The organism is Brevibacillus sp. FSL K6-6036, assembly GCF_037964015.1.
GTDB classification, from domain to species: domain Bacteria; phylum Bacillota; class Bacilli; order Brevibacillales; family Brevibacillaceae; genus Brevibacillus; species Brevibacillus borstelensis.
Genome location: NZ_CP150173.1, coordinates 2,689,477 through 2,712,839 on the forward strand (window position 1 = coordinate 2,689,477; position 23,363 = coordinate 2,712,839).

General features: G+C 53.4%; 27 protein-coding genes and 1 riboswitch. Of the genes, 7 read left to right on the top strand and 20 right to left on the bottom strand.

Translation table 11 applies throughout. The features are described 5' to 3' along the window. Positions 1 to 120: 120 nt before the first annotated feature. From NST37_RS13455 to NST37_RS13465, 3 genes are all read left to right on the top strand, one after another. Entirely contained in the window at positions 121 to 312 is a 192-nt protein-coding gene (locus tag NST37_RS13455) for a hypothetical protein (RefSeq protein WP_031933067.1), read from the top strand. Positions 313 to 377: 65 nt separating this feature from the next. Next, positions 378 to 995: an MFS transporter gene (locus NST37_RS13460; RefSeq protein WP_081924424.1), complete on the top strand. Its 618-nt coding sequence runs from the start codon at positions 378 to 380 to the stop codon at positions 993 to 995. A 27-nt stretch (positions 996 to 1,022) separates the two neighbouring features. Then, a complete protein-coding gene (locus NST37_RS13465; protein WP_081924422.1) occupies positions 1,023 to 1,616 on the top strand; it encodes an MFS transporter in 594 nt (197 codons plus the stop codon). On the opposite strand, the gene NST37_RS13470 is transcribed toward NST37_RS13465, so the two are convergent. The 8 genes from NST37_RS13470 to dacB all read right to left on the bottom strand — a co-directional run bounded on the left by NST37_RS13470 (position 1,613) and on the right by dacB (position 10,357). Then, on the bottom strand, positions 1,613 to 2,383 hold the full coding sequence (locus NST37_RS13470) for a 5-oxoprolinase subunit PxpA (protein WP_172920339.1): 771 nt from the start codon (positions 2,381 to 2,383) through the stop codon (positions 1,613 to 1,615). The genes NST37_RS13465 and NST37_RS13470 overlap by 4 nt on opposite strands. Positions 2,384 to 2,396: 13 nt before the next feature. Then, on the bottom strand, positions 2,397 to 3,404 hold the full coding sequence (locus tag NST37_RS13475; protein WP_003390478.1) for a biotin-dependent carboxyltransferase family protein: 1,008 nt from the start codon (positions 3,402 to 3,404) through the stop codon (positions 2,397 to 2,399). After that, a complete protein-coding gene (gene pxpB / locus NST37_RS13480; protein ID WP_003390479.1) occupies positions 3,401 to 4,138 on the bottom strand; it encodes a 5-oxoprolinase subunit PxpB in 738 nt (245 codons plus the stop codon). Before pxpB ends, NST37_RS13475 begins: the two co-directional genes overlap by 4 nt. Further along, positions 4,135 to 4,917: an IclR family transcriptional regulator gene (locus NST37_RS13485; RefSeq protein WP_003390480.1), complete on the bottom strand. Its 783-nt coding sequence runs from the start codon at positions 4,915 to 4,917 to the stop codon at positions 4,135 to 4,137. The genes pxpB and NST37_RS13485 overlap by 4 nt, the downstream gene beginning before the upstream one ends. Positions 4,918 to 5,076: 159 nt before the next feature. After that, positions 5,077 to 5,805 carry a YheC/YheD family protein gene (locus NST37_RS13490; protein WP_227277719.1) on the bottom strand — a complete coding sequence of 243 codons (729 nt, stop codon included), beginning with the start codon at positions 5,803 to 5,805 and terminating at the stop codon, positions 5,077 to 5,079. Then, the gene (gene panD, locus NST37_RS13495; RefSeq protein WP_003390483.1) at positions 5,802 to 6,194 is read right to left on the bottom strand and encodes an aspartate 1-decarboxylase; all 393 of its coding nucleotides are present in this window, start codon (positions 6,192 to 6,194) and stop codon (positions 5,802 to 5,804) included. The genes NST37_RS13490 and panD overlap by 4 nt, the downstream gene beginning before the upstream one ends. A gap of 58 nt (positions 6,195 to 6,252) precedes the next feature. After that, on the bottom strand, positions 6,253 to 7,347 hold the full coding sequence (locus NST37_RS13500) for an Ldh family oxidoreductase (RefSeq protein ID WP_194246886.1): 1,095 nt from the start codon (positions 7,345 to 7,347) through the stop codon (positions 6,253 to 6,255). A gap of 112 nt (positions 7,348 to 7,459) precedes the next feature. Further along, positions 7,460 to 10,357, bottom strand: coding sequence for a D-alanyl-D-alanine carboxypeptidase/D-alanyl-D-alanine-endopeptidase (gene dacB, locus NST37_RS13505; protein WP_251237732.1), 2,898 nt, complete (start codon positions 10,355 to 10,357; stop codon positions 7,460 to 7,462). Between the two features lie 202 nt (positions 10,358 to 10,559). Between dacB and NST37_RS13510 the strand changes: the two genes are divergently transcribed. Together NST37_RS13510 and NST37_RS13515 are read left to right on the top strand one after the other, a co-directional pair. Further along, positions 10,560 to 11,114, top strand: a complete 555-nt coding sequence (locus NST37_RS13510) for a hypothetical protein (protein WP_003390487.1) — start codon at positions 10,560 to 10,562, stop codon at positions 11,112 to 11,114. Positions 11,115 to 11,284: 170 nt separating this feature from the next. Continuing rightward, positions 11,285 to 12,430 (top strand): glycosyltransferase family 4 protein, encoded by a 1,146-nt coding sequence (locus tag NST37_RS13515; RefSeq protein WP_024983628.1) that lies wholly within the window; start codon positions 11,285 to 11,287, stop codon positions 12,428 to 12,430. Positions 12,431 to 12,719: 289 nt separating this feature from the next. Here NST37_RS13515 and NST37_RS13520 read toward each other — a convergent pair whose 3' ends face one another. From NST37_RS13520 to NST37_RS13560, 9 genes are all read right to left on the bottom strand, one after another. Continuing rightward, positions 12,720 to 13,742 carry an ABC transporter substrate-binding protein gene (locus NST37_RS13520; protein WP_031933063.1) on the bottom strand — a complete coding sequence of 341 codons (1,023 nt, stop codon included), beginning with the start codon at positions 13,740 to 13,742 and terminating at the stop codon, positions 12,720 to 12,722. A gap of 18 nt (positions 13,743 to 13,760) precedes the next feature. Further along, a complete protein-coding gene (locus NST37_RS13525) occupies positions 13,761 to 14,522 on the bottom strand; it encodes an ABC transporter permease (RefSeq protein WP_024983630.1) in 762 nt (253 codons plus the stop codon). A gap of 8 nt (positions 14,523 to 14,530) precedes the next feature. Then, positions 14,531 to 15,307: an ABC transporter ATP-binding protein gene (locus NST37_RS13530; protein WP_003390491.1), complete on the bottom strand. Its 777-nt coding sequence runs from the start codon at positions 15,305 to 15,307 to the stop codon at positions 14,531 to 14,533. Beyond that, positions 15,292 to 15,972 (bottom strand): thiaminase II, encoded by a 681-nt coding sequence (tenA, locus tag NST37_RS13535; protein WP_003390492.1) that lies wholly within the window; start codon positions 15,970 to 15,972, stop codon positions 15,292 to 15,294. Before tenA ends, NST37_RS13530 begins: the two co-directional genes overlap by 16 nt. Before the next feature lie 6 nt (positions 15,973 to 15,978). Beyond that, positions 15,979 to 17,247, bottom strand: coding sequence for an acetylornithine deacetylase (locus NST37_RS13540; RefSeq protein ID WP_171506365.1), 1,269 nt, complete (start codon positions 17,245 to 17,247; stop codon positions 15,979 to 15,981). Next, positions 17,248 to 18,018, bottom strand: coding sequence for a thiazole synthase (locus NST37_RS13545; protein ID WP_024983633.1), 771 nt, complete (start codon positions 18,016 to 18,018; stop codon positions 17,248 to 17,250). 5 nt (positions 18,019 to 18,023) lie between these two features. Further along, positions 18,024 to 18,227: a sulfur carrier protein ThiS gene (gene thiS, locus NST37_RS13550; RefSeq protein WP_003390495.1), complete on the bottom strand. Its 204-nt coding sequence runs from the start codon at positions 18,225 to 18,227 to the stop codon at positions 18,024 to 18,026. A gap of 225 nt (positions 18,228 to 18,452) precedes the next feature. Further along, positions 18,453 to 18,563: riboswitch (TPP riboswitch) on the bottom strand. Positions 18,564 to 18,598: 35 nt separating this feature from the next. Then, positions 18,599 to 18,985, bottom strand: a complete 387-nt coding sequence (locus NST37_RS13555) for a kinase-associated lipoprotein B (protein WP_003390497.1) — start codon at positions 18,983 to 18,985, stop codon at positions 18,599 to 18,601. A gap of 79 nt (positions 18,986 to 19,064) precedes the next feature. After that, positions 19,065 to 20,306 (bottom strand): serine-tRNA(Ala) deacylase AlaX, encoded by a 1,242-nt coding sequence (locus tag NST37_RS13560; RefSeq protein WP_024983634.1) that lies wholly within the window; start codon positions 20,304 to 20,306, stop codon positions 19,065 to 19,067. Between the two features lie 52 nt (positions 20,307 to 20,358). Between NST37_RS13560 and NST37_RS13565 the strand changes: the two genes are divergently transcribed. Next, positions 20,359 to 20,745, top strand: a complete 387-nt coding sequence (locus NST37_RS13565) for a DUF2203 domain-containing protein (protein WP_003390500.1) — start codon at positions 20,359 to 20,361, stop codon at positions 20,743 to 20,745. Positions 20,746 to 20,769: 24 nt separating this feature from the next. On the opposite strand, the gene NST37_RS13570 is transcribed toward NST37_RS13565, so the two are convergent. The 3 genes from NST37_RS13570 to NST37_RS13580 form a co-directional block, all read right to left on the bottom strand. Further along, positions 20,770 to 21,000 carry a hypothetical protein gene (locus tag NST37_RS13570; RefSeq protein ID WP_003390501.1) on the bottom strand — a complete coding sequence of 77 codons (231 nt, stop codon included), beginning with the start codon at positions 20,998 to 21,000 and terminating at the stop codon, positions 20,770 to 20,772. A gap of 93 nt (positions 21,001 to 21,093) precedes the next feature. Then, positions 21,094 to 22,377: a glycoside hydrolase family 18 protein gene (locus tag NST37_RS13575; RefSeq protein WP_024983636.1), complete on the bottom strand. Its 1,284-nt coding sequence runs from the start codon at positions 22,375 to 22,377 to the stop codon at positions 21,094 to 21,096. A gap of 66 nt (positions 22,378 to 22,443) precedes the next feature. Then, entirely contained in the window at positions 22,444 to 22,758 is a 315-nt protein-coding gene (locus NST37_RS13580) for a thioredoxin family protein (protein ID WP_003390503.1), read from the bottom strand. Positions 22,759 to 22,900: 142 nt separating this feature from the next. Here NST37_RS13580 and NST37_RS13585 point away from each other — a divergent pair, with 142 nt between their 5' ends. Then, a complete protein-coding gene (locus tag NST37_RS13585; RefSeq protein ID WP_238986232.1) occupies positions 22,901 to 23,350 on the top strand; it encodes a helix-turn-helix domain-containing protein in 450 nt (149 codons plus the stop codon). The last annotated feature ends 13 nt before the right edge of the window (positions 23,351 to 23,363 follow it).

The window sequence follows — 23,363 nt, forward strand, 5'->3', positions numbered from 1 at the left end:
TACTCGTCCCTTCCCGTCCAAAGAGGAATCACCAGCTTCCAATTGTATCCAGTTCTGTTATCCTTATAGAAAGCCTTTCGATTGCAGCCCAACATGACGTATCCGGGGTGATATGCAGGAATGTGGCCTATTATCGGATTTTTCTTGCTTGCATGTATTGCGGTGGTCGTTTACATCGTGGTAGAGAGCAGCATTGAGCGTCATGTTGAAAGCATCCTCACTGCCACAATCCTGAAGCTGCTCGTGCTGTTTCTGATCGGCATGGCTATTTACAAGACATTGCCGAATTTGGGGGACACGTTCGCTCCTTAGGCTTTACCCAAAAGACAGTCAGCCTGAGGACTTTGCTTTTGGAGATTTTGAAACAGGGTGGATGTATGGGGAATTGGCGGACCTATTCGTTGTTGCTTTGCGGTATTGGTGTATCTTATTTGGGCAATTGGATTTATTTGGTTGCCTTGAATATTTTCATCTTGGACATGACGGGTTCAGCTTCAGCGGTAGCAGGTATATATATCGTTGGACCGGTGGCAAGGCTGCTGACTCAATTCTGGGCGGGCTCTCTGATTGATCGGGTCAATAGACGGAAGCTCATGATCTATTCGGATGTGGCTCGGGGCGCTCTCGTTCTTTTGATTCCATTGCTGTCCTCTGTTTGGGTTGTTTACGCCATTCTGTTCATTGCGAATGTGGCGGGCTCCTTCTTTGGCCCAAGCTCGACGTATTACGTGACAAAGCTGGTTACACCCGAAGAGCGCAGGCGTTTTAACTCAATCATGAGCATGCTGAATGCCGGCGCCTTCCTCATCGGGCCCGCCATTGCCGGAGTCCTGATTTCTACCACAGGAACGAGTTTGTGCATTTTCATAAACGGCATTACGTTCTTTTTTTGTGCGGCTTTGATTGCCCTTCTGCCTGATGTTTCCGACGAGGCTTTGCAACGACGCCAGCCTCTTTCATGGAACATGATCGTAAATGACTGGCGTATCGTTTAAGCGTTTGTTTTGCATGATCGTTATTTCTTGCGGATTTATCTGCTTTTCCAGATGGCCATGATGATTGCGTTTGCCCTTGATTCTCAGGAGGTCACCTTTCTGAAGCAGCAATTGTCCTTAACCGACAAGCTGTATGGTGTGATCGTGAGCATCGCTGGCGTTGGTTCGATTGCAGGAGCGATAACAGCCACAGCTACAACGAAAAAATTTTCGCTGCAAGCGTACTTAGCCGTCGGCATGCTGCTCACCACGATCGGCTACACCATGTTTTACGGGTCCTTCAGCTTTTTGACTGCCGCGATCAGCTTTTTGATTTTAGGTTTTTTTATGTCTTTTGCAAATGCAGGCTATCAAACGTTTTACCAAAACAACGTTCCGGCAGACATGATGGGACGATTCGGCAGCTTGGCAGGGATGTTTCAAAGCATTGTCCAGATTGTATGCACATTTCTTTTAGGCATCGCCTCCGAAACGTTCGACCTGCAATCGGTGTCCCTGCTCTTTTCTTATATATCCGTCGTTCTTTCCGTTGTTTTGCTGCTGAATGTGTTCAAGAAATCCAAACAAGCCTATTACGCGGAAAGCAAAACGGAAGAAAGACATTTGCAGGAAGGCTGCTAAGTCTCGAAGCCCATTGCCATGACCGCGATGCCCGATTCTTCCAGAGTCGCACGGATGCGCTTTGCAAATTCCACGGCATGCTGGCCGTCCCCGTGTATACAGACGGTTTCCGCAACGATTTCTTTGTCCACGGCTTGTCTCGTGGCTACCTTCCCTTCTTTGATCATCCGGATCACCTGGGAAACCGCCTTTTCTTCATCTGTGATGAGCGCATCCGGCTGCGACCGGGGAGTGAGGGTTCCATCGTGCTGGTACGTCCGGTCGGCAAACACTTCATTTTTTACGCGCAATCCCGCTTGGAGACCTTTTTCGATGAGATGGCTTCCCGCCAGTCCGACCAAAAACAGCTCGGGATTGACCCGGTAGACTGCTTCCGCGATCGCCTCTGCCAGCTCCGGATCGACGGCAGCCATATTGTACAGTGCGCCGTGCGGCTTTACATGCTGCATGCTACCGCCTTCTGCACGGATAAATGCCTCCAGGGCGCCGACTTGATAGACAACGTACTCATAAGCTTCTGCAGGGGTAATGGACATATTCCTTCTGCCAAAGCCGATCAGATCCGGCAAACCGGGATGGGCCCCTACTGCCACCTTTTTGTCCAGCGCTGCTATCACGGTTTTTCGCATGGTTGCCGGATCGCCGGCATGAAAGCCGCAAGCGATATTGGCCGAAGTGATGTAGGGCAAGATCTGCTCATCGTTCCCGATGCTATACGCGCCGAAGCCCTCTCCCATGTCACAGTTCAAGTCAATGCGAAACGTCATTTCCTCCAGCCTCCTACTCATATTTCAGTTGCATGCCCAGCCGCGCCTGGCGGATTAGCTGTTCCCGCTCAATCAAAAGCCGCTCGGCCTCCTGATGGCCAACCTCCCGGAAACGGATCGCATCCCCGGGCTTTGTTTGAACGATCAACGGCAGATCGACACTGATAATCTGGGCAATCTTGGGGTAGCCCCCGGTCGTTTGCCTGTCTGCCAACAGAACGATCGGATTGCCTTCAGCCGGAACCTGCACAGTACCGAACGTAACTGCTTCGGAAACGAGCTCTCTGCTCTTGTCAATCCGCTCCAGAAGGGGACCATCCAGGCGATAGCCCATGCGATCCGATTGGGGACTTACGCGATAAGCTTGCTGGAAAAACGCTTCCCGGCTCTCCCTGGTAAACCAGTCAAATTGATTCCCTTTCACGACGCGGACGATAGGCTGCTCGTGGTAGCGGGGCATGAGTTCCGAGGCAATCCCCCAATCCGGCGCATAAAAGGAAGCCACCCGGGCTTGTTTTCGCAAAAAATCGTACAGCTTCTTGGCTTGCGGTCCGGGCTTATCTGCTTTCAGTTCGTCTCCCTTTTGCAATGCCCGCCCTTCATAACCGCCTATTCCTGCTCTGACATACGTAGACCGGCTGTTCATTACGAGCGGGATTTGAAAGCCTCCTGCTATCGCTACATATGTTCTGGCCCCGTGCTGGCTGACGCCAAACTGTATGACCGTCCCAGCCTTGACCCATACAGGCTTCCATCGCGGCAGCGGTTGGCCGTCAGCAATCGCTTTCATGTCTGCTCCGCAAATCGCGAGCAGCGTATCTTCTGTCACTTCCCACGTATCGCCCTTCATCGTCATCTCCAAGGTGGCCTCTGACCCTTCATTGCCAACCAGCAAATTTGCCATCCTGTGTGCAAACGTGTCCATTACGCCCCCGACGATCACGCCATGCTTCTGAAAGCCGACTCTCCCTCCATCCTGCACCGTGGTAAGCAGTCCGGGACGAATCACTCTGAGACTCATGCCTCCCCCTCCTTATACGCTTCGTACTCTTCTGCCGTGATCGGAACAAAGCGCACGCGATCTCCTGCCTTCAAATAACTCGGGGGATTGTGCTCCGGACGGAACAAGCTTATCGGTGTCCGCCCGATTATCTGCCAGCCTCCCGGCGTTTCCAGCGAGTAAACTCCCGTTTGTTCGCCTGCGATGCCGACCGAGCCTTTCGGGATTTTTAGCCGCGGGCTCGTCTTGCGCGGGGTAGCGATTTTTTCCGACAACCCGCCGATATAAGGGAAGCCCGGAGCAAACCCGATCATGAATACATGATAGTCTCCCTCCGAATGAATCCGGATCACTTCTTCCTCGCTCATCTGGTGATAAGCGGCTACCTCGGAAAGATCGGGACCCATTTCACCTCCGTAGAGAACAGGTATCTCCACGGTATTTCCGGCGGCAGGCGGCTGATCCGATAATTGCTTCAAGGCGGCTTCGAGGAACAAACGCAGCTTTTCATACGGTGAAATGATCGGTTCGTTCGCGGAGAAATCCGTTTTTCGCTGTTCGTAAAGCGATACCGGATCGTAAAAGATTGTCACGGTCGTAAAAGCAGGGATGTATTCGACCATTCCCGGAACAGGATGCTGGTCCAGCCATGCGGCAAATTGTCTCACCTTTTCGTGAGTTGTCCGGTCAATCACTGTGCCAAAGCGAATGATGAGGGCTTGATCTCCCATCGGTTCCATTTGAATGTCTTTCATTGCATGGCTCCCCTCCCGCACCTTCTGTCATTCCAGCCCAGCTTCCTTGATATGGCTTGTGCGGCTTCGATTACTTTTTGGGCCAACAGCTGTATCTGTCCTTCCTTGTACCGGCTGGTCGGCCCGACAATACTGATCCCTGCGATCACACTGCCGCTATGGTCGTAAATCGGTGCGGCTACCGCTGACGTATCGTTGTACAGTTCGGAGTGGCTGACAGTATAACCGTTTTGCCTTGACTCAGACAGCACACGGCGAAGCACGTCGATGTCGGTAATCGTACAATCCGCGACCGGCTGCAGCTTTACACGCGACAAGTATTTTTCCTGCTCTTCGTCGGGCAAAAAAGCGAGCAGAACTCGGGGACAGGCCCCTGCGTACAGCGGAGCCCGCCGTCCGATCGCTGTGTATACCCGGATCGGCTCTTTGGTGTCTACCTTTTCCACATAAGTTGCTTCTTCGCCGTCCCGGATAATCAGGTTGACGGCTTCGCCAATTTCTTCGTTTAACCGTACCATGACAGGCAGGGCTTCCCGGCGGATATCCATCCGTTCTGAAACAGCTTGTCCGTATTGCAGAAACCCAAGTCCCAATTCATACGCTCCCACATCCGTCCGCTTCAGCAGGCCTCCCTCTTCCAGAGACATCAGCATCCGGTATACAGAGGTTTTGGGCTGTCCGGACAGATGGACTGCCTCCTGCAGCGTCAACTGTGGGTGATCAAGAAACAATTGAAGCAGCTCTAGTGCTTTCAGAACCGTTTTATTGGTTTCGGACAAAGCGATCTCTCCGTTCCGAATATCGGAATTGCATTCCGTTTTTGTATGTACTCCTCATTATAACCAAGACCTCTTTAAAATGACAATCTTGAATGTTCTGTTTATTTCTTAAATAAAGAGGCCGACCACTTGTCCGTGGCAGTGACAAGTGGTCGGCTTCTACCTGCTGAACTTGACGATTCGTCGATAGGCCCGGAGGTCTGGAAGCTTTCGGAACAGCGACAGCGACGGTCGAAAGTTCGCTTCGATGATCCACGGTTTCCCAGTTGTATCAATCCCCAAGTCGAGCCCAACTTTCCTGAGAGTGGGGTATTTTTTTCCCAAGCATTCGCCAGTCATCTGGGCCACGTATTTGATCTCCTCTAACAAATCCGGGGACACATCGACATTTGATTGGGCGAGAGCGACCGTCAGCGGCAAAACTTTGCCTCTGCTTCGGGCGATGTTTGTGACGATAAATCCCGGGCCTGCCAGCTTGGCGAGAAACCCGGTCACGACCCAGGGCCTTCCTTTGGTTCGTTGGATCATCACCCTTATATCAAAGGGACGTCCGTTGATCCTCCCCAGGCGAAGATACGGCTGGATCAAGTATGGCTTCGGCCTGAACAAGGAACGTACATACTTGACCGTTGCCTCCTCCCCTTTGACAACCCTGCGCCCGTTTCCGGCATGAACCTGGTAACGAGAATCGCCCAGAGATGTAACCTTGATTATCCCAGCTCCACCGCCGCCACCTGAAGGCTTTAATATGACAGATCGATATTTTTCCAAATGCCTCCAAAGGGCCTCCGGTTCAAACAGGACCGTATCTGGGAGGAATTCCCACAGACGCTCATCCTGTCTCATCACCAGGTGTTTGCTCCATTTTCCAACATTCGGCGCTTTTATGTGGCATTCTCTCCATTCGTAATAAGATGATGTTCCTCGATCCTGGTAATGCGATTTTCCGAATCGACAAACACGACACGAGGAATTAGCTGGCTGGCTTCTTCTTCCGTATACATGCCCATGCTCAGTATGATGACAATGTCCCCCGGCTGAAATAAATGGGCAGGCGGACCGTTCAGGCATATTTTCCCGGAGCCTTCAGGTGCAGGGAGTGCGTAGGTTTTCCAGCGGGTAGCGTTGCGTAGGCTCGTGATTTGCACGATCTCGTAAGGCAGGATGTTTGCTTCCTTCATGAGCAAGCTGTCAATCGTAATGCTCCCGACATAATCAAGCTCTGCCTGTGTAACGGTTGCCCTATGAATCTTTCCTTTGCACATATGTCTTTGCATCCGGCATCTCCTTTCCAAACACCACTGACACCAGTCTATGAGGGACCTTTTGTCCTTGTTATTGGATGCGTGCGTCTTCCAGCTCGACACCCCATGTACTGCCAAGCGCCGCAAGCTCACAAACGACTGTGTCGGGGAGCGGAACTCCGCTGACCTGCCTTTCTTTTGCCGTTCGCCACTCCCATTCGCCGGGAATCAGAATCTCCTCTCTTCCTTCCGCCTTGGGCTCCGCTTTGATCTGCTGAATATACTGATCCATCCTTTGTTGAAAGAGGGGCAGCGGCATGAAGCTCTCAATTTGAAGGGCCCAAAAAAAATGCCCTACATTTTGCGGATGCTCATCGTTATCGTACAAGCTGTGCACACCCGGACCATATCCCGCCCCCGCCAAAAGGCCGCATAAAATATCAACGAACATGGCGATGCCATAACCCTTGGCGCCACCGATGGGAAGAAGCGCTCCGCGCAAGGCCTCTGCCGGGTCTGTCGTATCCCGTCCACGTTCATCGATCGCCCAGCCCTTGGGAATGGCTTCGCCCTTTTTCCGCGCCAGAGCAATTTTCCCGCGAGCAGCTACCGTTGTCGCCATATCGAGCAGGAATGGAGGGGCTGAACCCGCCGGAATGCCTGCTGCAATCGGATTGGAGCCAAAAAAAGGGCGAATTCCTCCAGTCGGAGCCATCGTCTGTGGAGCGTTGGACATGACGAAGAGAATCATCCCTTTTTGAATCGCTTGTTCAGCATAGTAAGAACAGGCTCCAAAGTGGTTGGAACACCTGACCCCGACGATGGCCGTTCCATTCTTCCCGGCTATTTCGATAGCTGTCTGCAAAGCGGCCTCTCCGACAACCGCTCCCAAATGGTTCATTCCGTCGACGACAGCCGTGGCCCCCGCTTTTCTCAAAATGACGGGAGCCTTGCTGACATCGATCAATCCGGCTGAAATCCGTTCCACATAAACAGGCATGCGCGCAAGTCCGTGAGAGTGGACACCGCGCAGGTCGGCGTGGACGAGCGAACGGGCGACAGTCTCCGCATCCCGCGTGGAAACTCCCGCCCGAACAAAAATCGCTGTTGCAAACTGCTCTAACCGTTTCCAATCGTATCGATTCGGACACACCACTCCCACGCCCTCTCTTTGCTTCGGTTTCATTCTGGCCCTGCCCAGTCTGAATATAGATATGACAACCGAAAGCAGCCCGGCACGGCATAGGCCTATTTGCGAAACAGCAAAAAACCAGCCCATGAACGGGCTGGTTTGGAGCTTATTTGTCCTCATAGGAGGCAAGTGCTGACACGATCCGATCCTGGATCGCCGTCATATACTCGCTCTTGGGTGCGTATCCGTTTATCACGATGGAGAAGACGAGCTTTTGTCCGTCCTTCGTTTGGACATAGCCGGACAGACTGCTCACTCCAGTCAGTGTTCCCGTTTTTGCACGGGCATTGTTTTCGGCGGCCGTTCCCTTCATGCGATTTTTCAGCGTACCATCTACGCCGGCTATCGGGAGAGAGTCGAGGTATTCCTGATAGGCAGCATGCTTCGTCATCCCCTCCAGAACATCTGCGATATGGCGGGCGGAGATCAGATTGTAGCGTGTCAAACCGGAGCCGTCAACCATGTCAAAGTTCGTTTCAACCCCCAATGTCGAAAGAGTCTCCTGTACGACCTCCACGCCTGCTGACGAGCTTCCTTCCCCCCGTTTCACCGCTCCCAGTGTCTTCAACAGCATTTCCGCATAAAAGTTGTCGCTCTTCTTGTTCAGATAGGAAACGATCTCCGATAACGGCTCGGAAGTGAACTCGGTCCATTTGACTGCCTGTTGGGGCACTGTTCCGACGCTGACCGTGCTGTTCCCCGAGAAGGAGATTCCCGCGTTTTCGAGTGTCTCTCGAAGCACAGTCCCTGCATACAATGCCGGATCTTCAACAGGAACGCGCTCGTAATCGGGAGCCGTCCCCAAAGGAAGATTGCCCGTCACCCGGATCGTGTTGGTCCCGCGGTCCCTTTCGATGGCAAAGGTGTTTTCCTGACCGGAGTTCACCGTTTTTGCCTCGTTTATCACATTTACATACTTCGTTTTGGGCAGCAGGTTGATTGGTACCGGGTCACCCGCGCGAACGGCTGGCTGGAATTCGATCATGACTGTTCCGCGGTTCAATGCCAACGCACCCAACAGCGGATTGTAGTAGTAGCTTTCATCGTCCCACGACCAGCCAAGGCCAAGGCGCTCTTGATCAAAGTAGCTCTCGTCGAGAATGAGATTGCCGTTGATCCGTTTGATTCCCTGTTCCTTCAGCCAGGCAGCGATTTCCTCCATCGATACGCCCTCTTGCACCTTCAGATTGTCTTCTGTATGAAGAGTCGGATCGCCGTAGCCCTTGAGGTAGAGATCGCCTTGGTACACCCCGTTTTTCGGAAGCGGAGTGGATCCGTACATTTCTGTTTTGAACTGATAGTCTTTGCCAAGCTGTGCCAGTGCTGTCGCTGTCGTCAGCAGCTTGAGATTGGAAGCCGGGGTCAACAGCGTGTCTGCCTCGTGCTCATACCAGATCGCTTCCCCCTGCTCCTGATCCAAAGCCTTGACGACAATCCCTGCAGTAATCCCGGATGCATCCGCTTCCTCGGCGATCGGGTCAAGCAATGCGGAAAGCTTGTAGGCGTCAGGCACTGCCGGTTTGTACCCGTCAGGAGCCTTGATGTCCGGATAGGAGGCCAGCAGTACCGCTACCTTGTCCTGCAAATCCCGCGCATATTTGGATTTGTAAATCCCGTTGATCAAGATGGAGAAAGCGAGCTTGTTTCCATTTTTCGCAGTGGCGTATCCGGACAAGCTGTTTACGCCGCCCATGGAGCCCGTTTTCGCGATGACCATCTTTTCTGCCGGTGTGCCTTTCAAGCGATTTTTCAAGGTTCCGTCGACACCTGCTATTGGCAGTGACTTCTCCAGTGCATCCCTGTATTCCTGATCCTGCACAAACGTAAGCAATTTCACCATTTGATTTGCCGTGATCCAGTTAAAACGGGAAAGTCCGGAGCCGTCCTTTTGCACATACCCGGCCTCGACACCGGCTCGTTTCAATACGTCCGCGACCACCTCGCTTCCCGCTTCCGCCGATCCCTCCCCCTTTTCTGTTGCTCCAAGTGTCTTGAGGAGCATTTCGGCATAAAAATTGTCGCTGTCCTTGTTTAGCTCCACCAAAATCTCGGAGAAAGGCTTGGACAGATGCGTATACAAAGGAGTGCCAGTGGAAAGCGTCGTTTTCTCCACGCTTGCCTGCGGGTGAAGCTTGATGCCGCTCGCGGTCAAACGCTGCTTCCAAATGTCCGCAACGTACAGGGCAGGGTCCTCCATCGTGACATCCTCTTGATAAGGAGCTGCCTCTACACCAATCGTTCCGCTGAAGATGATCGTGTTTTTGCCGCGCGGACGCTGGACGGAAATATCACTGTCCTTGCCGGCAACCGTCTGCAATTGATTTACGACCTGCACATACTCGGTGGCTGGCTCCATGGTGAGGACCGGCGTGTCTCCCGCTTTTTTCCCTGGCTCCACCGTGATCGTCAGCATGTTTTTATGTACTGCCAAGGCGCTTAGCTGGGCGCTGTACCCATACACCTCATCATCCCACATCCAGCCGTAGCCAAGCCGAGTCGGGTCAAAATAGCTTTCATCCACCAGCAATTTTCCGTTTACCTGCTTGATCCCTTTTTCTTTCAGGGCAGCCGCGATGGCTTGCAGATCTGCGACAGTGAGACTGGGATCACCGAAGCCCTTCAGGATCAAATCTCCGTTTAAAACCCCGCCGCCACTTACCTTACCTGTGGCGTACACCTCTGTTTTCCACTGATAATCCGGTCCCAGCTTGTCTAAACCGGCAATAGTGGTAAACAGCTTCATGTTGGAGGCAGGCACATACGTTCTGTCCGCGTTATGCCCGTACAAGGCTTTTTCATCTGTCAAATCATATACCGCTATTCCCGCGTGCAAGCCGATGCTGTTGGGGTCTTTGTCCAGCTCGGATATCGCCTGCTCGATATTTGCTGCAAGCGCTTCCGAGGTACCTGTCGTGTCCTGAGCCAGGGCGGGAACCGCTGCCAACTGAAAGACGAGCAGCATGAGCATAATCCAGCAGCCAGTGCGTTTGAGCAGTCGTTTCATAATACCCTCCTTGTCCTATTCTGTTGCCATGGTGCCGATTCTAGAAGCAGTCCCCATTATCTTATCACTTTGCATCCATTTTCGGAATATTACCACAATAATATGTATGAAAGAAGCCCCGTTTTTTCTTTTTCTCCAGAATAAGGGCTGGCTTGTCGATCATACTAAAAAGGATTTTTACATAATTTAGGAGGTTTCTTCTATGTGGAAAAAAGGAACCCTGCTCCTGCTGGTCTTCATCTTCATTGCCATGCCTGTGTCGGCAACCCCGGAAATTGCCGACTTGCAGGTAGATCAAACCCGGATGAAAGACTGGAAGGAATTGATCCTGCACTGTGATCTGATCGTGGTTGGACTGACAGATGCCCGCCACCAAAAGTACCCGACAGCCAAGCGCATTTCCGCTGGTCAATTGGTGAATTATGTGCAAGACGTCCAGATTGAACGCACGCTCCACGGTTCCGCATCTCGTCGGGTGAAGCTCCTCAGTACCGGCGTCGAGCCTCTCCCTGATGCCTCTGATCCCGCAAACCTTCAATACCCTGGTCCGCTTGGAGAGGGACAGTACCTTTTGTTTCTGAAAAAAGTGAACCGGACTGACATGTACAGCATTGTGGGGCTGTGGCAGGGAGTCTATCCGCTTTACGATGGCAAGACCGTCAGTTTGCGCGGGCAAGGGTTTCCGGAACTGAATCAGTTATCGATCCGCGATGTAGCGGATAAAATCAGAAGTGTCCGCAGATCATCCGGCAGATGAATTTCCGCCCATTGTTGCTGTAATTATGGACTTGGGGATAGGACACCACCAGACCTCCTCTTGCCAAATAGGCTGTCTCCCCTTCAAAAACGGGTGATATGTCCGTGAGTTGTTCCGTGTGCTCCGAATAGGATATACGGCTGTTATTGATATATCCGAATCGGGGAGGTATGCAGGGCTTGCGCATATTGGTGATCTTGCCAGAGCAGCTGCCTGTACCGCCAATCAAAGGCGGCTCTGTTGAAACCTGCACGTACAACATTTTCAAGCGGATGGCACGTACCGATCAGGTGGTCATGATCAGCCGTGCCCATCCGAGGCTGCCCTCTGTCAGCCGCTACCAGAACGGTCGGCTTACCATTATTCGCATTCCCCACGGGGACAGGCGGCGCTATATACATTCTGCCTTGAAAAAGGTAGCCGGCCAATCGTTTGACATTATCCAAATCGAAAATCGTCCTCGTTTCGTTTCACATGTCCGCCGCCAGTTTCCACGAACTGCAATCATCCTGTCGCTTCATTCACTCACATTCATGTCCAGCCTCTCCCGCAGCCAAGCGGACCGGATTCTTCGCCAAGTAAACGGTGTGACTTCGGTTGTCTCCTTTGTCACAAGGACCATGCAGCACCGTTATCCTCGCCATGCCCGCAAATTTCGAACAGCCATACTGGGGGTGGACACCTCCAAATTTCGCCCATGGTCGGCCTCTGCCAAAATGGAGCTGCGCAGCCGCTGGGAACTTGCCGATACCTACAACATCCTCTTTGTCGGCCGCATTGTCCGTGGAAAAGGATTGCATACGCTTGTCCGTGCCGTTTCCCTCCTGAAAGAACGGATTCCTCACGCCAAGCTCGTCGCTGTAGGGGCTTCCTGGCCGGGAGTCAGCAGCCAAACGCCCTATATGCGCCAGGTTCGGCAATTGTCAGAGCTCCTTGGGGTTCCGATCCGTTTTACCGGTTACATTCCACCCTCGCGCATCCATGAAATGTTTCAGCTTGGCGATGTTTTTGTCTGCCCTACGCTGTTCCGGGAGGGCTTCGCCACGGTCAACTCGGAAGCGATGGCCTCCGGTATACCCGTAGTAGCGTCCAACCGCGGGGGAATTCGGGAAGTAATCAGGGACGGGCATAGCGGTCTTTTGGTGGATCGCTTCCAAAGTCCCGAGGCATTTGCAACCGCGATTGATCTCCTGTACAGCGACCCGGAATTGCGTAAGCGGATCGTTCTCAACGCGCGACGGAGAGTCTCGACCTCTTTTAGCTGGCACCAAACCGTGCAGAAGCTAAAGAAGCATTACCGTCTCGTCCGCCGGTAGCATAAGAGCGGAAAGCAAAAAGCCACTGCGCATGATGCGTTCAGTGGCTTTATTTTCAACAGCGGGGGAAGGGAGCGATCCGCTATTATTTGGTTACAACCAGATACATATAAATCGCTACCGACAGCGTACAAACGAGAACACTGCCAACAAAGACCCAGATGACCAGCTTATTATTCCGATCTTCACGATTGCTCATAAGTCGTCTCCTTAGCCTGAATTCCCTTTCTATTATAAAACCCCTTGTATAAAAACAAAACTCTCCCGAGGAGAGTTTTGGCATTTGTCATTATTTATTCAGATTGATCATGACTTCTTCCGGTTTGACATCTTTTGTGATCAGTTTTTCCTGTTTCATCCAATCGATCAGTGTCTGCCAGGATTCAGCCGTCTGTGTGCCAAACGGTTCACTGCCTGCATCCATCAAAGGCAGCAGGATGTCCAGACTTTTCGTTTCCACATCCTCCTCCAACGGGAACTCCTGTGCTTGCTTGGCCAACAGAGATTTCAACGCCTTCTCCTTGTTTTCCTTTACGTACGCCTGGCCTTTGGCGGCTGCACGGAGGAATGCCGCCAGCGCATCCTTCTTCTTGGCTGCCGTTTCATCGCTGGCAGCCAAGACCAGCTCATAATAATCAGGCACTCCAAAGTCACTCGGCTTGATCACGTTAACGGGAACACCGTGCTTTTCCAAGAGGACTTGCTCGTGATTGATGTAGCCGCCGACTACAGCATCCACCTTTTTCGCGGTCAATGCGGGTATGATGTCAAATCCGATGTCGGTAAAGGACAGGCCGGAGTCGTCTGCCCCCGCTTGCTTCACCACTGTACGGACGATCGACTCGTCCAGCGGAACGGAAGGATAGCCGATATTTTTCCCGACAAGCTTTTCTGGTGAATCCAGACCGCTGTCTTTTCGCGTCATGATCACGTTCAGCGGGTGACGGACCAGCGCAGCAATGGAGACGACCTTTATGTCTTCCGAGCGGGCTTGCACAACCTGGGGCTGATAGCTGATTGCCATATCGACCTTCCCGGCAGCAGCCATCCGCAGTGGATCATTGGTATCGGAAGGCATTTGCAGATTGACCTTCAGATTTTCTTCCTTGAAATAGCCTTGTTCTTCTGCAGCGTAGAGAAACGAGTGTACAGCGTTGGGGTACCAGTCGAGCGCAATGGTCAACTCTGTCGGCTCAGTGCCCGCAGCCGATTTAGCAGCATCTGGCTTCTCCTGATTTTCGCTCTGTGCGCCACACGCTGCCAGACTCGCAGCCAGAGAAAGCGTCAAAAGCGTTTTCGTCCATTTGTTCATGATTCTCTCCTACCTATCCTATCGTTTTTTATCTTTTCTGTTTCGCGTCTGAGGGGAAGCCCACAGCTCCAGCCTTCCTGCCAGCCAGAAGAGCAGCATACCAAGTATGGATAACAAAAGAACGGAAGCAAACAAGGCTGGCGCCTGGAAGTTTCCCGATGCCCGCCGGCCGAAATAGCCGAGACCTTCGCTCGCCCCAAGCCATTCACCGATGGTGGCACCCGACACGCTGTAGGTAGCCGCCACCTTTAAGCCGCTAAAGAAATGGGGCAGACTGGCCGGGAGCTGAAGCTTGCTGAACAACTGCCATTTGTTCGCTCCCATCGTACGCAGCAAATTCATCATTTCCCGGTCGCAGGCCTTCAGACCATCGTACGTGCTAACGACGATAGGAAAGAAGGTAAACAGGATCGTCACCGCGATTTTTCCCGTCAAATCATAGCCAAACCACAAAATGAAAACGGGTGACAGCGCGATGATGGGTATCGTTTGCGAAATGACAATGTAGGGATACACCAGACGCTCGACTGTTTTGCTGAGCGTCATGACCAGTGCAAGCGAGACCCCGAACAGGATGGAGATGAAAAGTCCCAGTCCTACTTCCCTGAGCGTCGCCCACAGATGCTGTCCTAGCAGCTGTTCCCGCAAATCCCACAGAGAGAGGAGAACCGTGCTCGGCGGCGGCAAAATGAAGGCTGGAACGGCAAGCAGTCGGCAAGCAGCCTCCCAGGCGATGAGAAGCGAGATGACGGAGACGAAAAACCATAGCCCCTTTTTCAAAGACTCCTTCACGCTTCGCTCACCTCCCCATTCGCGGCACCATGGCCTCGCAGCAGCTCCCAGATTTCTCCCCGCAGAGCGTGAAATTCCGGATCATTGCGACTGGCCAACGTTCGCGGACGGGGAACAGAAACCTGCAGCTCTACCGGCTGCCGGATCGGACTGCCCAGGAGAACGACTACCCGGTCCGCCAGCAAAATCGCCTCATCGATATCATGGGTAATAAGGAGCATCGTGCTCCCGGTCTGCTGCCACATCGAGAGCAGCCATTCCTGCATTTCCATCCGCGTAATCCCATCCAGTGCGCTAAACGGCTCGTCCAGGAGCAGCAGGTCCGCTCCGGTCATCAGGGCTCTCAGGAAAGAAACGCGCTGACGCATCCCGCCAGAGAGCTCATCTGGATAGGCGTCCTTCCATTCGGCCAGGCCAAAGCGGGGAAGCTCTTCCGCAATACGCTCGCGTATTTCACTTTTGGAAAAACCTTGTATTTCGAGCGGCAAACCGGCATTTTCAGCTACAGTCCGCCACGGCATCAGCAAATCTCGCTGCGGCATGTAGCCTACACGCCCGAGACGTTCTGCCGTTGATTTTCCATCCAGACGGATCGTCCCTGTGTCTGGCTGCAGCAGTCCCGCCGCCAATTGAAACAAGGTGCTTTTCCCAATCCCGCTCGGCCCGATCAGACTGACCAGCTCGCCCTTGCTTAGCTGCAGATCGAATCCGTCCAGTATCGGTTTTTCCCCATACGAAAAGCCGACGCCCGAAAAGGCTAGTTTTTCTCGCACGGCCACATTTCCTCCGTGTAAGCCATTTCCCAGAACAAATACTCCATGCGGGACGTGTTCAGGAAATGCTCCTCCAGAATCGCCAGCTCTTTCTCTGATTTTCCTTCAGCGAGCTCATCCATCAGGTCGATCAGCCACTGCGCCAGCTGTCCAAACTCGTCGGAGCTGTACGTACGCACCCACTCCCCGTACCATTCATGCTCAAGCGCTCCCTCTACCTCGGCGAGCCGCTTGCCGATTTCCCAGTAGCTCCAGGCGCACGGCAGTACCGCGCTGACCAGCTCGGCTAGCGAGCCCTGATGAGCTACCTTCAGCATATAGCTCGTGTAGGCAAGCATCACAAACGACGGTTTGGTCTGCTCCAGCTCCTCGCGCGTGATGCCAAAGCGTTCGGCATACTGACGATGCAAGGCCATTTCGAAATTGAGCGTCGCTTCCTGCAGCGAAGCAAACCGCGCGCTCGTCGCCAGATCATGGGCTTTTGTACTGGCGATGGCAAACATTTTGGCGTATTCGATCAAATAGACGTAGTCCTGCTTCATGTAAAAACGGAAGGACTCCACAGGCAGACTTCCATCTCCCAAGCCTGTGACAAACGGGTGACGATGGGTCCGCTCCCAGATCGGAGCAACCTTTTCCCGCAAACGATGCGTAAATGTCGACAAGTCCACTCACTCCCTTTTCGTGTTGCACCAGTCCACGAGGAACCGGGCAACTGTTTGTGCAAAGACAACCAACTGCTTCGGATCAACGGATTCATTCACAGCATGAGCATGACTCAGCTCACCCGGGCCAAAGATGACGGCTGGTATGCCGGCGTGGGCAAACCATCCTGCATCCGTGACCGAAGGAGACATGTTTACCACCGCCGGGCGTCCCGTTTGCTTTTCAAATGCAGCCTGCAGCTTGAGCAGGGCCGGATGCTCCTTGTCCAGCTCCAATGACGGAAAGATCTCTCCCCGCTCCTCGATCATGGAGCGGCCTCCCCAGCGAAAAACGGGCGGATGATCCCGCAGCCACGGATCAGCGGCGGCGGCTCTGCGGACATGGTCCTCTACTTCCCGTATGATATCCTCATGCGTCTCGTCCGGATAAAAGTGAACGGTAATCCAGAGGGCGCAGCGATCCGCGAGAAAAGCCGCATGGCGTCCGCCTTCGATGACCGCAGGATTGATCGTGCTCATCCCTGGCGGAAAACCGGGGTATGATTTCATCACGGCCCAGTGCCGTTCCAAATCCTGCAGCGAGGCAATCACCTTCATCATTTTCTCAATCGCAGATGCCCCGTGGACTTTACCGCCTGCGTGAATGATCCTGCTGCGCATCCCGTCATGGAGCGTAACCGGGCTTTCAATCGTAATCCAGCCAGTGATCACTCCGCCCTGGCCTTGCATCTGCAGATCGCTTGTGTCTACGACAAGCGCGTAATCGGCCGAGTAGCCGCGCTCAATCGCAGCAAGCGTGCCGGCTTCCCCAGCTTCTTCACCGATCACGGACTGAAAGGCGAGATCGCCCTTCAGCTCTATGCCGTGCTCATGCAGCATCTGGATCGCAAACAGGCTGGCAGCGAGCGCCCCTTTCATATCGGCGACGCCGCGCCCGTACCATCTGCCGTCCCCGCCTTTGGTCAAGGCAAAAGGCGGATACGTCCAGGCGCTGTCGTCTCCGACCTCAGCTACGTCGATATGGCCGTTGATGATCAAGCTTTTGTAGTTTCTAAAGTCCGTTCCCTTCTTTACCCCCACGACGTTGTCATCGCCTGGAAAAACGGTCCAGCGGTCGACCTCGAAGCCGAGCGCTTGCAGCTTCTCTGCCACCAGCGTCTGCGCCTTGTCGCTGTTTCGGGCGGGAGGGCTTACCGTCGGCTGGGCGATCAGCTCGGAGAGAAGCGAAAACAGCTCCTCTCTACGCTCCTCAATCGCTGCTAGTACGTGCTCCACCTACTCGATCATCCCTTCAGTCGGACTGCTCGCCGATGCATACCGTTTTTTCGCGATCCGTCCGGCAAGGAAGCCTTTCCTTCCCGCTTCCACGCCCAGCTTCATCGCCTCCGCCATCAACACCGGATTGTCCGCCAGCGCGACCGCTGTATTGAGCAGGACACCGTCCGCTCCCAGCTCCATCGCCTTCGCACAGTCAGCGGGAGAACCGATGCCGGCGTCAACAATGACCGGTACTTTGGCGTCTTCGATGATGAACCGCAGATTGTTTTCGTTGATGATGCCCTGGCCCGATCCGATCGGAGAAGCTCCCGGCATGACAGCGTGAACGCCGGCCTCCTGCAGATGTTTGGCCAAAATCGGGTCGTCATTCGTATAGGTAAGCACGATAAAGCCTTCCTCTACCAAAATGCGGGAGGCTTCCAGCGTACCGATCGGATCTGGCAGCAGCGTTTTCGGATCGCCGATGACTTCCACCTTGATCATGTCGCACAAGCCGGATGCTTTCGCCAGGCGGGCAATTCGCACAGCCTCCTCAGCCGTATAGGCACCCGCCGTATTCGGAAGCAGCGTAAACTTTTTCAGATCCAATTTCTCCAGAAAATTCGGTTCATGCGGGTTTTCCAGATTTAGGCGGCGAATGGCAAAAGTCAGAATTTCTGCCTCTGATGCTGCCACCGCTTTGTCTTGTATGTCCAGATCAGGGAATTTTCCCGTCCCCAGAAGCAGCCGCGAACGAAATTCATACGGTCCGATTTTCAAAGTGTCCATCTTATTCATCCTCCACCGACAAAATGTACAATTTCAATCCGGTCCCCATCTGCGACCGGTGTCTCTTCATAACGGGTGCGATCCACAATCTCTCCGTTACGCTCCACGATCACGATCTTCTCCTGCAGCTGGTAGGACTGCAGCAGTTCACGGACAGTCGTGATTTCGGCAGCGAGCTCTACATTCTTGCCATTCAACTGTACCAGCATGTTCCCCCTCCTTCTTCGGCGCAGCATGTTCTGGCCGGTCCCAGAAAAAAAACGGCTTCATTTCGCCTGTGTCATGGAGAGAACAGACGGAAGAAGCCGTTTGAATACGGTGCATCAGGGGCAGACAGTAAAAAAACCATCCGCCTCGGATGGTTGTGGTTGTGCTTATCTGCATATGCCTAAATGTCGTTCCAAACCATTTGGAAACAGCATCGGCGTTCACGCTGATGAGCTGATACCTCTTCCTCCGCTGGCATGACCCAGGTCAGGTTCAACGGTCAGTAACGCATTCGTTACAATCTCAGCCGATTTTGCTCGACCCCCGTTTGGTATTGCGCGTGGTTATTCAATTCGATTATTACAGTATCACTCTATTTCGGGTTTGTAAAGCTTTCCTTGTACAGAATCTCCAGTTCGACCAGGCAGCGCTCCGCCCATTTTGACGTTTTGCGCAGCTTTTCCATTTCCCTCTCCAAAGCGGCTTTGAGCGATTCCTTGTAGTCGGGCAAAGTGCCGTTGAACCGGATCACGCTCGCAGCCGGAACCATGATTTTTTCCAGGTAGGAGAGAGCCGGTCTTTGGTGAAACAAGGGAACGTCCACCTCAAGCGGATTGTGCAAATCGCCCTGCGTCGGGTATTTCGTAACGGCCATAATTTTGACCAGCAATTTATCGCCGTGATTTTCTACAACCTCTGTCAGATATTCTCCCGTCTTGTATCCGACCCGGACCAGATCTCCCGGATTCCATGCATTCATCTGACTCTCCTCCTTCGTTTCCATAAGGGCGGTCGCAGCCTGATTGGACAGACTGACTGCGACTGCCACGGGTCATGTTTTACACCTGAAGCAAACCGCGCGCATGATCCAGCACGGTGTCAGCAGCCATCGTCGGAGCCCCTCCGCCCTGGGCCATCGCCGGGTTGCCGCCGCCCTTTCCATCGATCAACGGCAGCGTCTCCTTCAGCAGCTGGTTCATCGGAGCCGCCACCTGTCCGCCCCGGGCAAAAACGAGCTGCAGCTTGTCCGTTGTTGTCGCCAAAAGCGCGATGACATGCTCATCCTGCGAGGTGAGCGTACGGGCAAGCTGCTGCAATTCCTGCATGCTTCTGCCCGTGAAAGAGGCCTGGACGACACGGGCGTTCCCCAGCTCGGCTGCTTCTTTCAAATACCTGGCTGCTTCATATGTCAATAGCTCTGTTTCTTTTTGCTGAAGCGAATCCTTCAAGGCCTCTTTTTCAGCCAGCAGACGCTGCAGCATATCGGCGATTTCCGCTTCGCTCGTCGTCATCATCCGGGTGAGGTCCTGCAGCAAGTGCTGCTTGCGCGTGTAGTCCGCGAGTGCCCGCCAGCCGCAGAGAAATTGAATACGTATGTTGCCTCGGTGGCGTTCCCAACCGATGATTTTGATCGGACCTACTTCTCCCGTAGTTTTCGGATGTGTCCCTCCGCACGGATTGTAGTCGTAATCCGGGATGATGACGACCCGGATATTCTCGGATACAGTAGGCTGCTTGGTGAGCGGCAGCTTTTCCAGCTCTTCGGCCGTGACAAAACGAGCGTCGATCGGACGATTTTCCAGTACCACCTGGTTTGCCTGACGCTCCGCTTTTTCAATCAGCTCCGGCGTAAGCTCGCTCAGTGCAACATCAATCGTCACGTGATCGCGTCCGAGGTGGAAGGCTACTGTCTGAGCATCTGCGAGCTTGATGAACGTCGCGGAGAGAATATGCTGTCCCGTATGCTGCTGCATATGGTCAAAACGCCGATCCCAATCGATCCTGCCCGTTACCCGCTGCGTCTTTTCCGGAAGCGGCGCATCGAGGCGATGCCTGATCTCCCCATCGACTTCCTCTACATCCGTGACGGCAACCCCTTCAATGGTTCCCGTATCACAAGGCTGTCCTCCGCCTGTCGGATAAAACGCCGTTTGGTTCAACACTACGTATGCTGTTCCGTCCGCTTCCACGCCGCGCTTGATGACATCTGCCTCAAACGTCTGCAAATCAACATCTTGATAGTACAACCTGTCGTTCATAGGTACCCCTTTCCAATCACCTGCAATAAACAGCCGATCCATCCATTTCCTCCCTGACTGGTTCCCTGTATAATGGGTCCTGGAGGTGTTACACTTGGCTAAAAAATTGTTCACGGTCGAACAGGCGAATCAACTGCTGCCATATGTACGCGAAGAGCTCTCCTTTTTGCAAGAAACGAAGCGCCTCTTTTATCAAACCTACCAAGAACTGCAGCAGGCCAAAAAGCGGCAGCCTCCCGATGAGCAAGAAGTCTTTACGCTGGAATGCCGCCTGGAGTTTATGGAGCTGGAGGCGCAGATGCATATCAACCAGCTCATGGAGAAAGGCATAGAGGTAAAGGACATCGACATCGGGCTGTTCGATTTCCCCGCTGTCATCGACGGAAAAGAAGTTCTCCTCTGCTGGAAGCAGGGAGAGCCAAGCATTGCGTATTATCACGGCATCACAGAAGGGTTTGCCGGTCGCAAACCAATCGAATAGGCTGCTTGCGATTCCCTTTTTTTGCTATTCCCTTACCAGCTTTGCCATTTTTTCCTCACGTTGAATACGCTCTTCGGGCGTCGCCAAATCGTATTTCTTTAAAAGGTGAAACAGCTCGTTCAAGGTTTCCTGAGAAAGCGTCTCCGTCAAAAGCCCGTTCAGCTGCGCGGCCAGTGCCGGCGGCAAAAAAGGCGTTTGCTCGGCCAGCTTGTTGCGGACGTCTTCTGTACTATGATCCAGTCTGCACTCTCCCATGATCTCCCTCCTCGTTCTTTTTGCTTCATCATACCATGTTTGGCGAGCAGAAAAAAAGCGTACAGGCTTACCGGACTGTACGCTTTCCTATGGTTATCGACGCTTTCTGACGCGGAAGTTCTCCTCGATCAGCAGCCAGTTTTGCGGGAAAGGCAGTCCCAGTCTCCAATAGCTGACGCCTCGCAGACCGAGCTCCTTGACCAGGTTGAACTTGGCCTGAATCGAACGGGCATCTTCAAACCAGACGCGATGACGCCTTCCTTGGTCATCTGTGTACTCAAAAAACGGCGCCTGCGCTCTGCTGTCGTATTGGATCGGCACCTGCTCCCGCTGGGCGAGCGCGACAGCAGCTTGCGGACTCAGGGCACGAGCAGTCGTTCCGGGCTCATAAGGCAATGTCCAGTCGTACCCGTAAAGATTTTGCCCCATCATAATTTTGCTGGCAGGCATCTCTGTGATCGCGTATTCGAGCACTCGCCGGACTGGGCCGATCGGCGATACAGCCATCGGAGGACCGCCGCTGTATCCCCATTCATACGTCATGATAACCACGAAGTCAGCAATTTCCCCGATCGCCCGGTAGTCGTGAGCCGCATACCATTTGCCTTGCTGTTCGGCGCTTGTCTTGGGCGCTACCGCGACTGACATCATCAGGCCGTTTCTTCTTGCCCGCTCACGGGCACGGCGGAGAAAACGCGCATATGCTTCTCTGTCGGCTGCGGGCAACGCCTCCATGTCAAAATGGATATCGCCAAACCCGAGGTCAGTGGCAGTTGTGATAATGTTGTCCAACAGGCGATTTTGGACGTTCATATCGTTTAACACCAGGCTTCCCAGCTCGGAGCTGAACTGACCTCTCTCCAGGTTGGTAATCACCATCATGAGGACGACCTCATTTTCCTGGGCGATCTGACGCAAATCACCCAGAGGGGGCGGTGTCAAAGTGCCGTCCCGATTTATCCTGAAGCTGAAGGGCGCCAGATACGTCAAATGGGGGGCAGCTGTCCGTATATCTGCCTCCAGGGCCGGAGTCACCGTTCTTCTCGGCTCTGCATAGGCGTTAAAATCGGCCGCACGCCGAGGCCGCGGAGGGATGTACAAGCGGAGCCCCACTTCTATCGGGCGGTACAGGGAAATCCGGTTTATACGCGCCAGTTGGGCTGCACTGATTCCAAAACGCTGCCCGATCGTATACAGTGTATCCCCCGGCCGTACCCAGTAGTAACTGCCCACAATGGGGATGACCAGCGCCTGTCCGACGACCAGCCGATCCGGCTCGGGTATTTGATTGGCACTGGCAATGGCTTGCGCAGTCGAATCATACCTCTCCGCGATCGCATTCAAGGTTTGTCCCCGCTCTACTACATGGATCTGCATGCTTCTCCTCCTTCACGTTTTGTCTCTCTCTTTCATGTATTCAACGTGAAGGAAATAGGTGTATGTCTAGAAGAACCTTTTCAGGGTCCGATATAAAAAATCGACAGATTGAAAGGCGAAATGCTTCTCAACAATACGTCCGTGGCGAAAAATGAGGAGCCCCGGGACACTGGCAATCTCCCACTTTTGCGCAAACTGGGGCCCGGTATTTATGTTAAAGCGATAGATCAGCAATCCGGGAATCGTCTGCTCGACAATTTCAAGCATTTTCTCCCCCAGCTTGCACGTTCCGCAAAAAGGGGTGTAGATGAAAACCACTGCCGGATTGCCCTTGCCGGGGTCTTCCAAATCCGCGATGTCGTTTACTGTCAGCTCTTGCACATGCTCTTCCCCGTTTCTTCTTCATTCGGTAGTACTATCCTAGAATTTGGGCGAGAGCGATGTCAAGTGCGGAGAATGGAGTCCAGGGGACCGAACCGCTCAAAACTTCCCTTGAATCCGGAAAATGATTTCGGCAAAAAGCATGGCGAACAGAAATGTTCCTGTGTACACCACGAGGGAGATGACGACGATTCGCCAGCTCAGCCGCATCTATCCGCCGCTTAGCTTCGGGGAAGCCAAAAAAGCGGTCCGGTATTTGCAGAACCGGAACCGCCATGGAGTCGTTCGCTATGGGGATTTGGGCGTAAACCAGCTGCTGATTCACCAGTCGCCGGAGGACCAGGAAGCTTTTGTCCGCAGTGTCTTTCAACCATTGTGGGAGAAAAAGGAAAAATATAGTGATCTTGAGAAAACCTTGCTCGTCTATGTCCATTGCGGGCAGTCCGCCCATCTCACGGCCAAGCAGCTCCATATCCATATCAATACGCTGTATCAGCGGCTGAGAAAAATTGAAGAGCTGCTTGTCATTGATCTCAAGCAGCCCGAAGATAAACTAAAGATTCAGCTTGCCTGTCATCTGCGGTCGGAGTAGAAGCTTCCCACCA

Bases quoted from the DNA above. Each gene is read 5' to 3' on its own strand.
- NST37_RS13455 (WP_031933067.1), top strand. From the start codon at position 121: ATGTGGCCTATTATCGGATTTTTCTTGCTTGCATGTATTGCGGTGGTC.
- NST37_RS13460 (WP_081924424.1), top strand. From the start codon at position 378: ATGGGGAATTGGCGGACCTATTCGTTGTTGCTTTGCGGTATTGGTGTA.
- NST37_RS13470 (WP_172920339.1), bottom strand. From the start codon at position 2,383: ATGACGTTTCGCATTGACTTGAACTGTGACATGGGAGAGGGCTTCGGC.
- NST37_RS13475 (WP_003390478.1), bottom strand. From the start codon at position 3,404: ATGAGTCTCAGAGTGATTCGTCCCGGACTGCTTACCACGGTGCAGGAT.
- pxpB (WP_003390479.1), bottom strand. From the start codon at position 4,138: ATGAAAGACATTCAAATGGAACCGATGGGAGATCAAGCCCTCATCATT.
- panD (WP_003390483.1), bottom strand. From the start codon at position 6,194: ATGCAAAGACATATGTGCAAAGGAAAGATTCATAGGGCAACCGTTACA.
- NST37_RS13500 (WP_194246886.1), bottom strand. From the start codon at position 7,347: ATGAAACCGAAGCAAAGAGAGGGCGTGGGAGTGGTGTGTCCGAATCGA.
- dacB (WP_251237732.1), bottom strand. From the start codon at position 10,357: ATGAAACGACTGCTCAAACGCACTGGCTGCTGGATTATGCTCATGCTG.
- NST37_RS13510 (WP_003390487.1), top strand. From the start codon at position 10,560: ATGTGGAAAAAAGGAACCCTGCTCCTGCTGGTCTTCATCTTCATTGCC.
- NST37_RS13515 (WP_024983628.1), top strand. From the start codon at position 11,285: ATGCAGGGCTTGCGCATATTGGTGATCTTGCCAGAGCAGCTGCCTGTA.
- NST37_RS13520 (WP_031933063.1), bottom strand. From the start codon at position 13,742: ATGAACAAATGGACGAAAACGCTTTTGACGCTTTCTCTGGCTGCGAGT.
- NST37_RS13545 (WP_024983633.1), bottom strand. From the start codon at position 18,018: ATGGACACTTTGAAAATCGGACCGTATGAATTTCGTTCGCGGCTGCTT.
- thiS (WP_003390495.1), bottom strand. From the start codon at position 18,227: ATGCTGGTACAGTTGAATGGCAAGAATGTAGAGCTCGCTGCCGAAATC.
- NST37_RS13555 (WP_003390497.1), bottom strand. From the start codon at position 18,985: ATGAATGCATGGAATCCGGGAGATCTGGTCCGGGTCGGATACAAGACG.
- NST37_RS13560 (WP_024983634.1), bottom strand. From the start codon at position 20,306: ATGGATCGGCTGTTTATTGCAGGTGATTGGAAAGGGGTACCTATGAAC.
- NST37_RS13570 (WP_003390501.1), bottom strand. From the start codon at position 21,000: ATGGGAGAGTGCAGACTGGATCATAGTACAGAAGACGTCCGCAACAAG.
- NST37_RS13575 (WP_024983636.1), bottom strand. From the start codon at position 22,377: ATGCAGATCCATGTAGTAGAGCGGGGACAAACCTTGAATGCGATCGCG.
- NST37_RS13585 (WP_238986232.1), top strand. From the start codon at position 22,901: ATGGCGAACAGAAATGTTCCTGTGTACACCACGAGGGAGATGACGACG.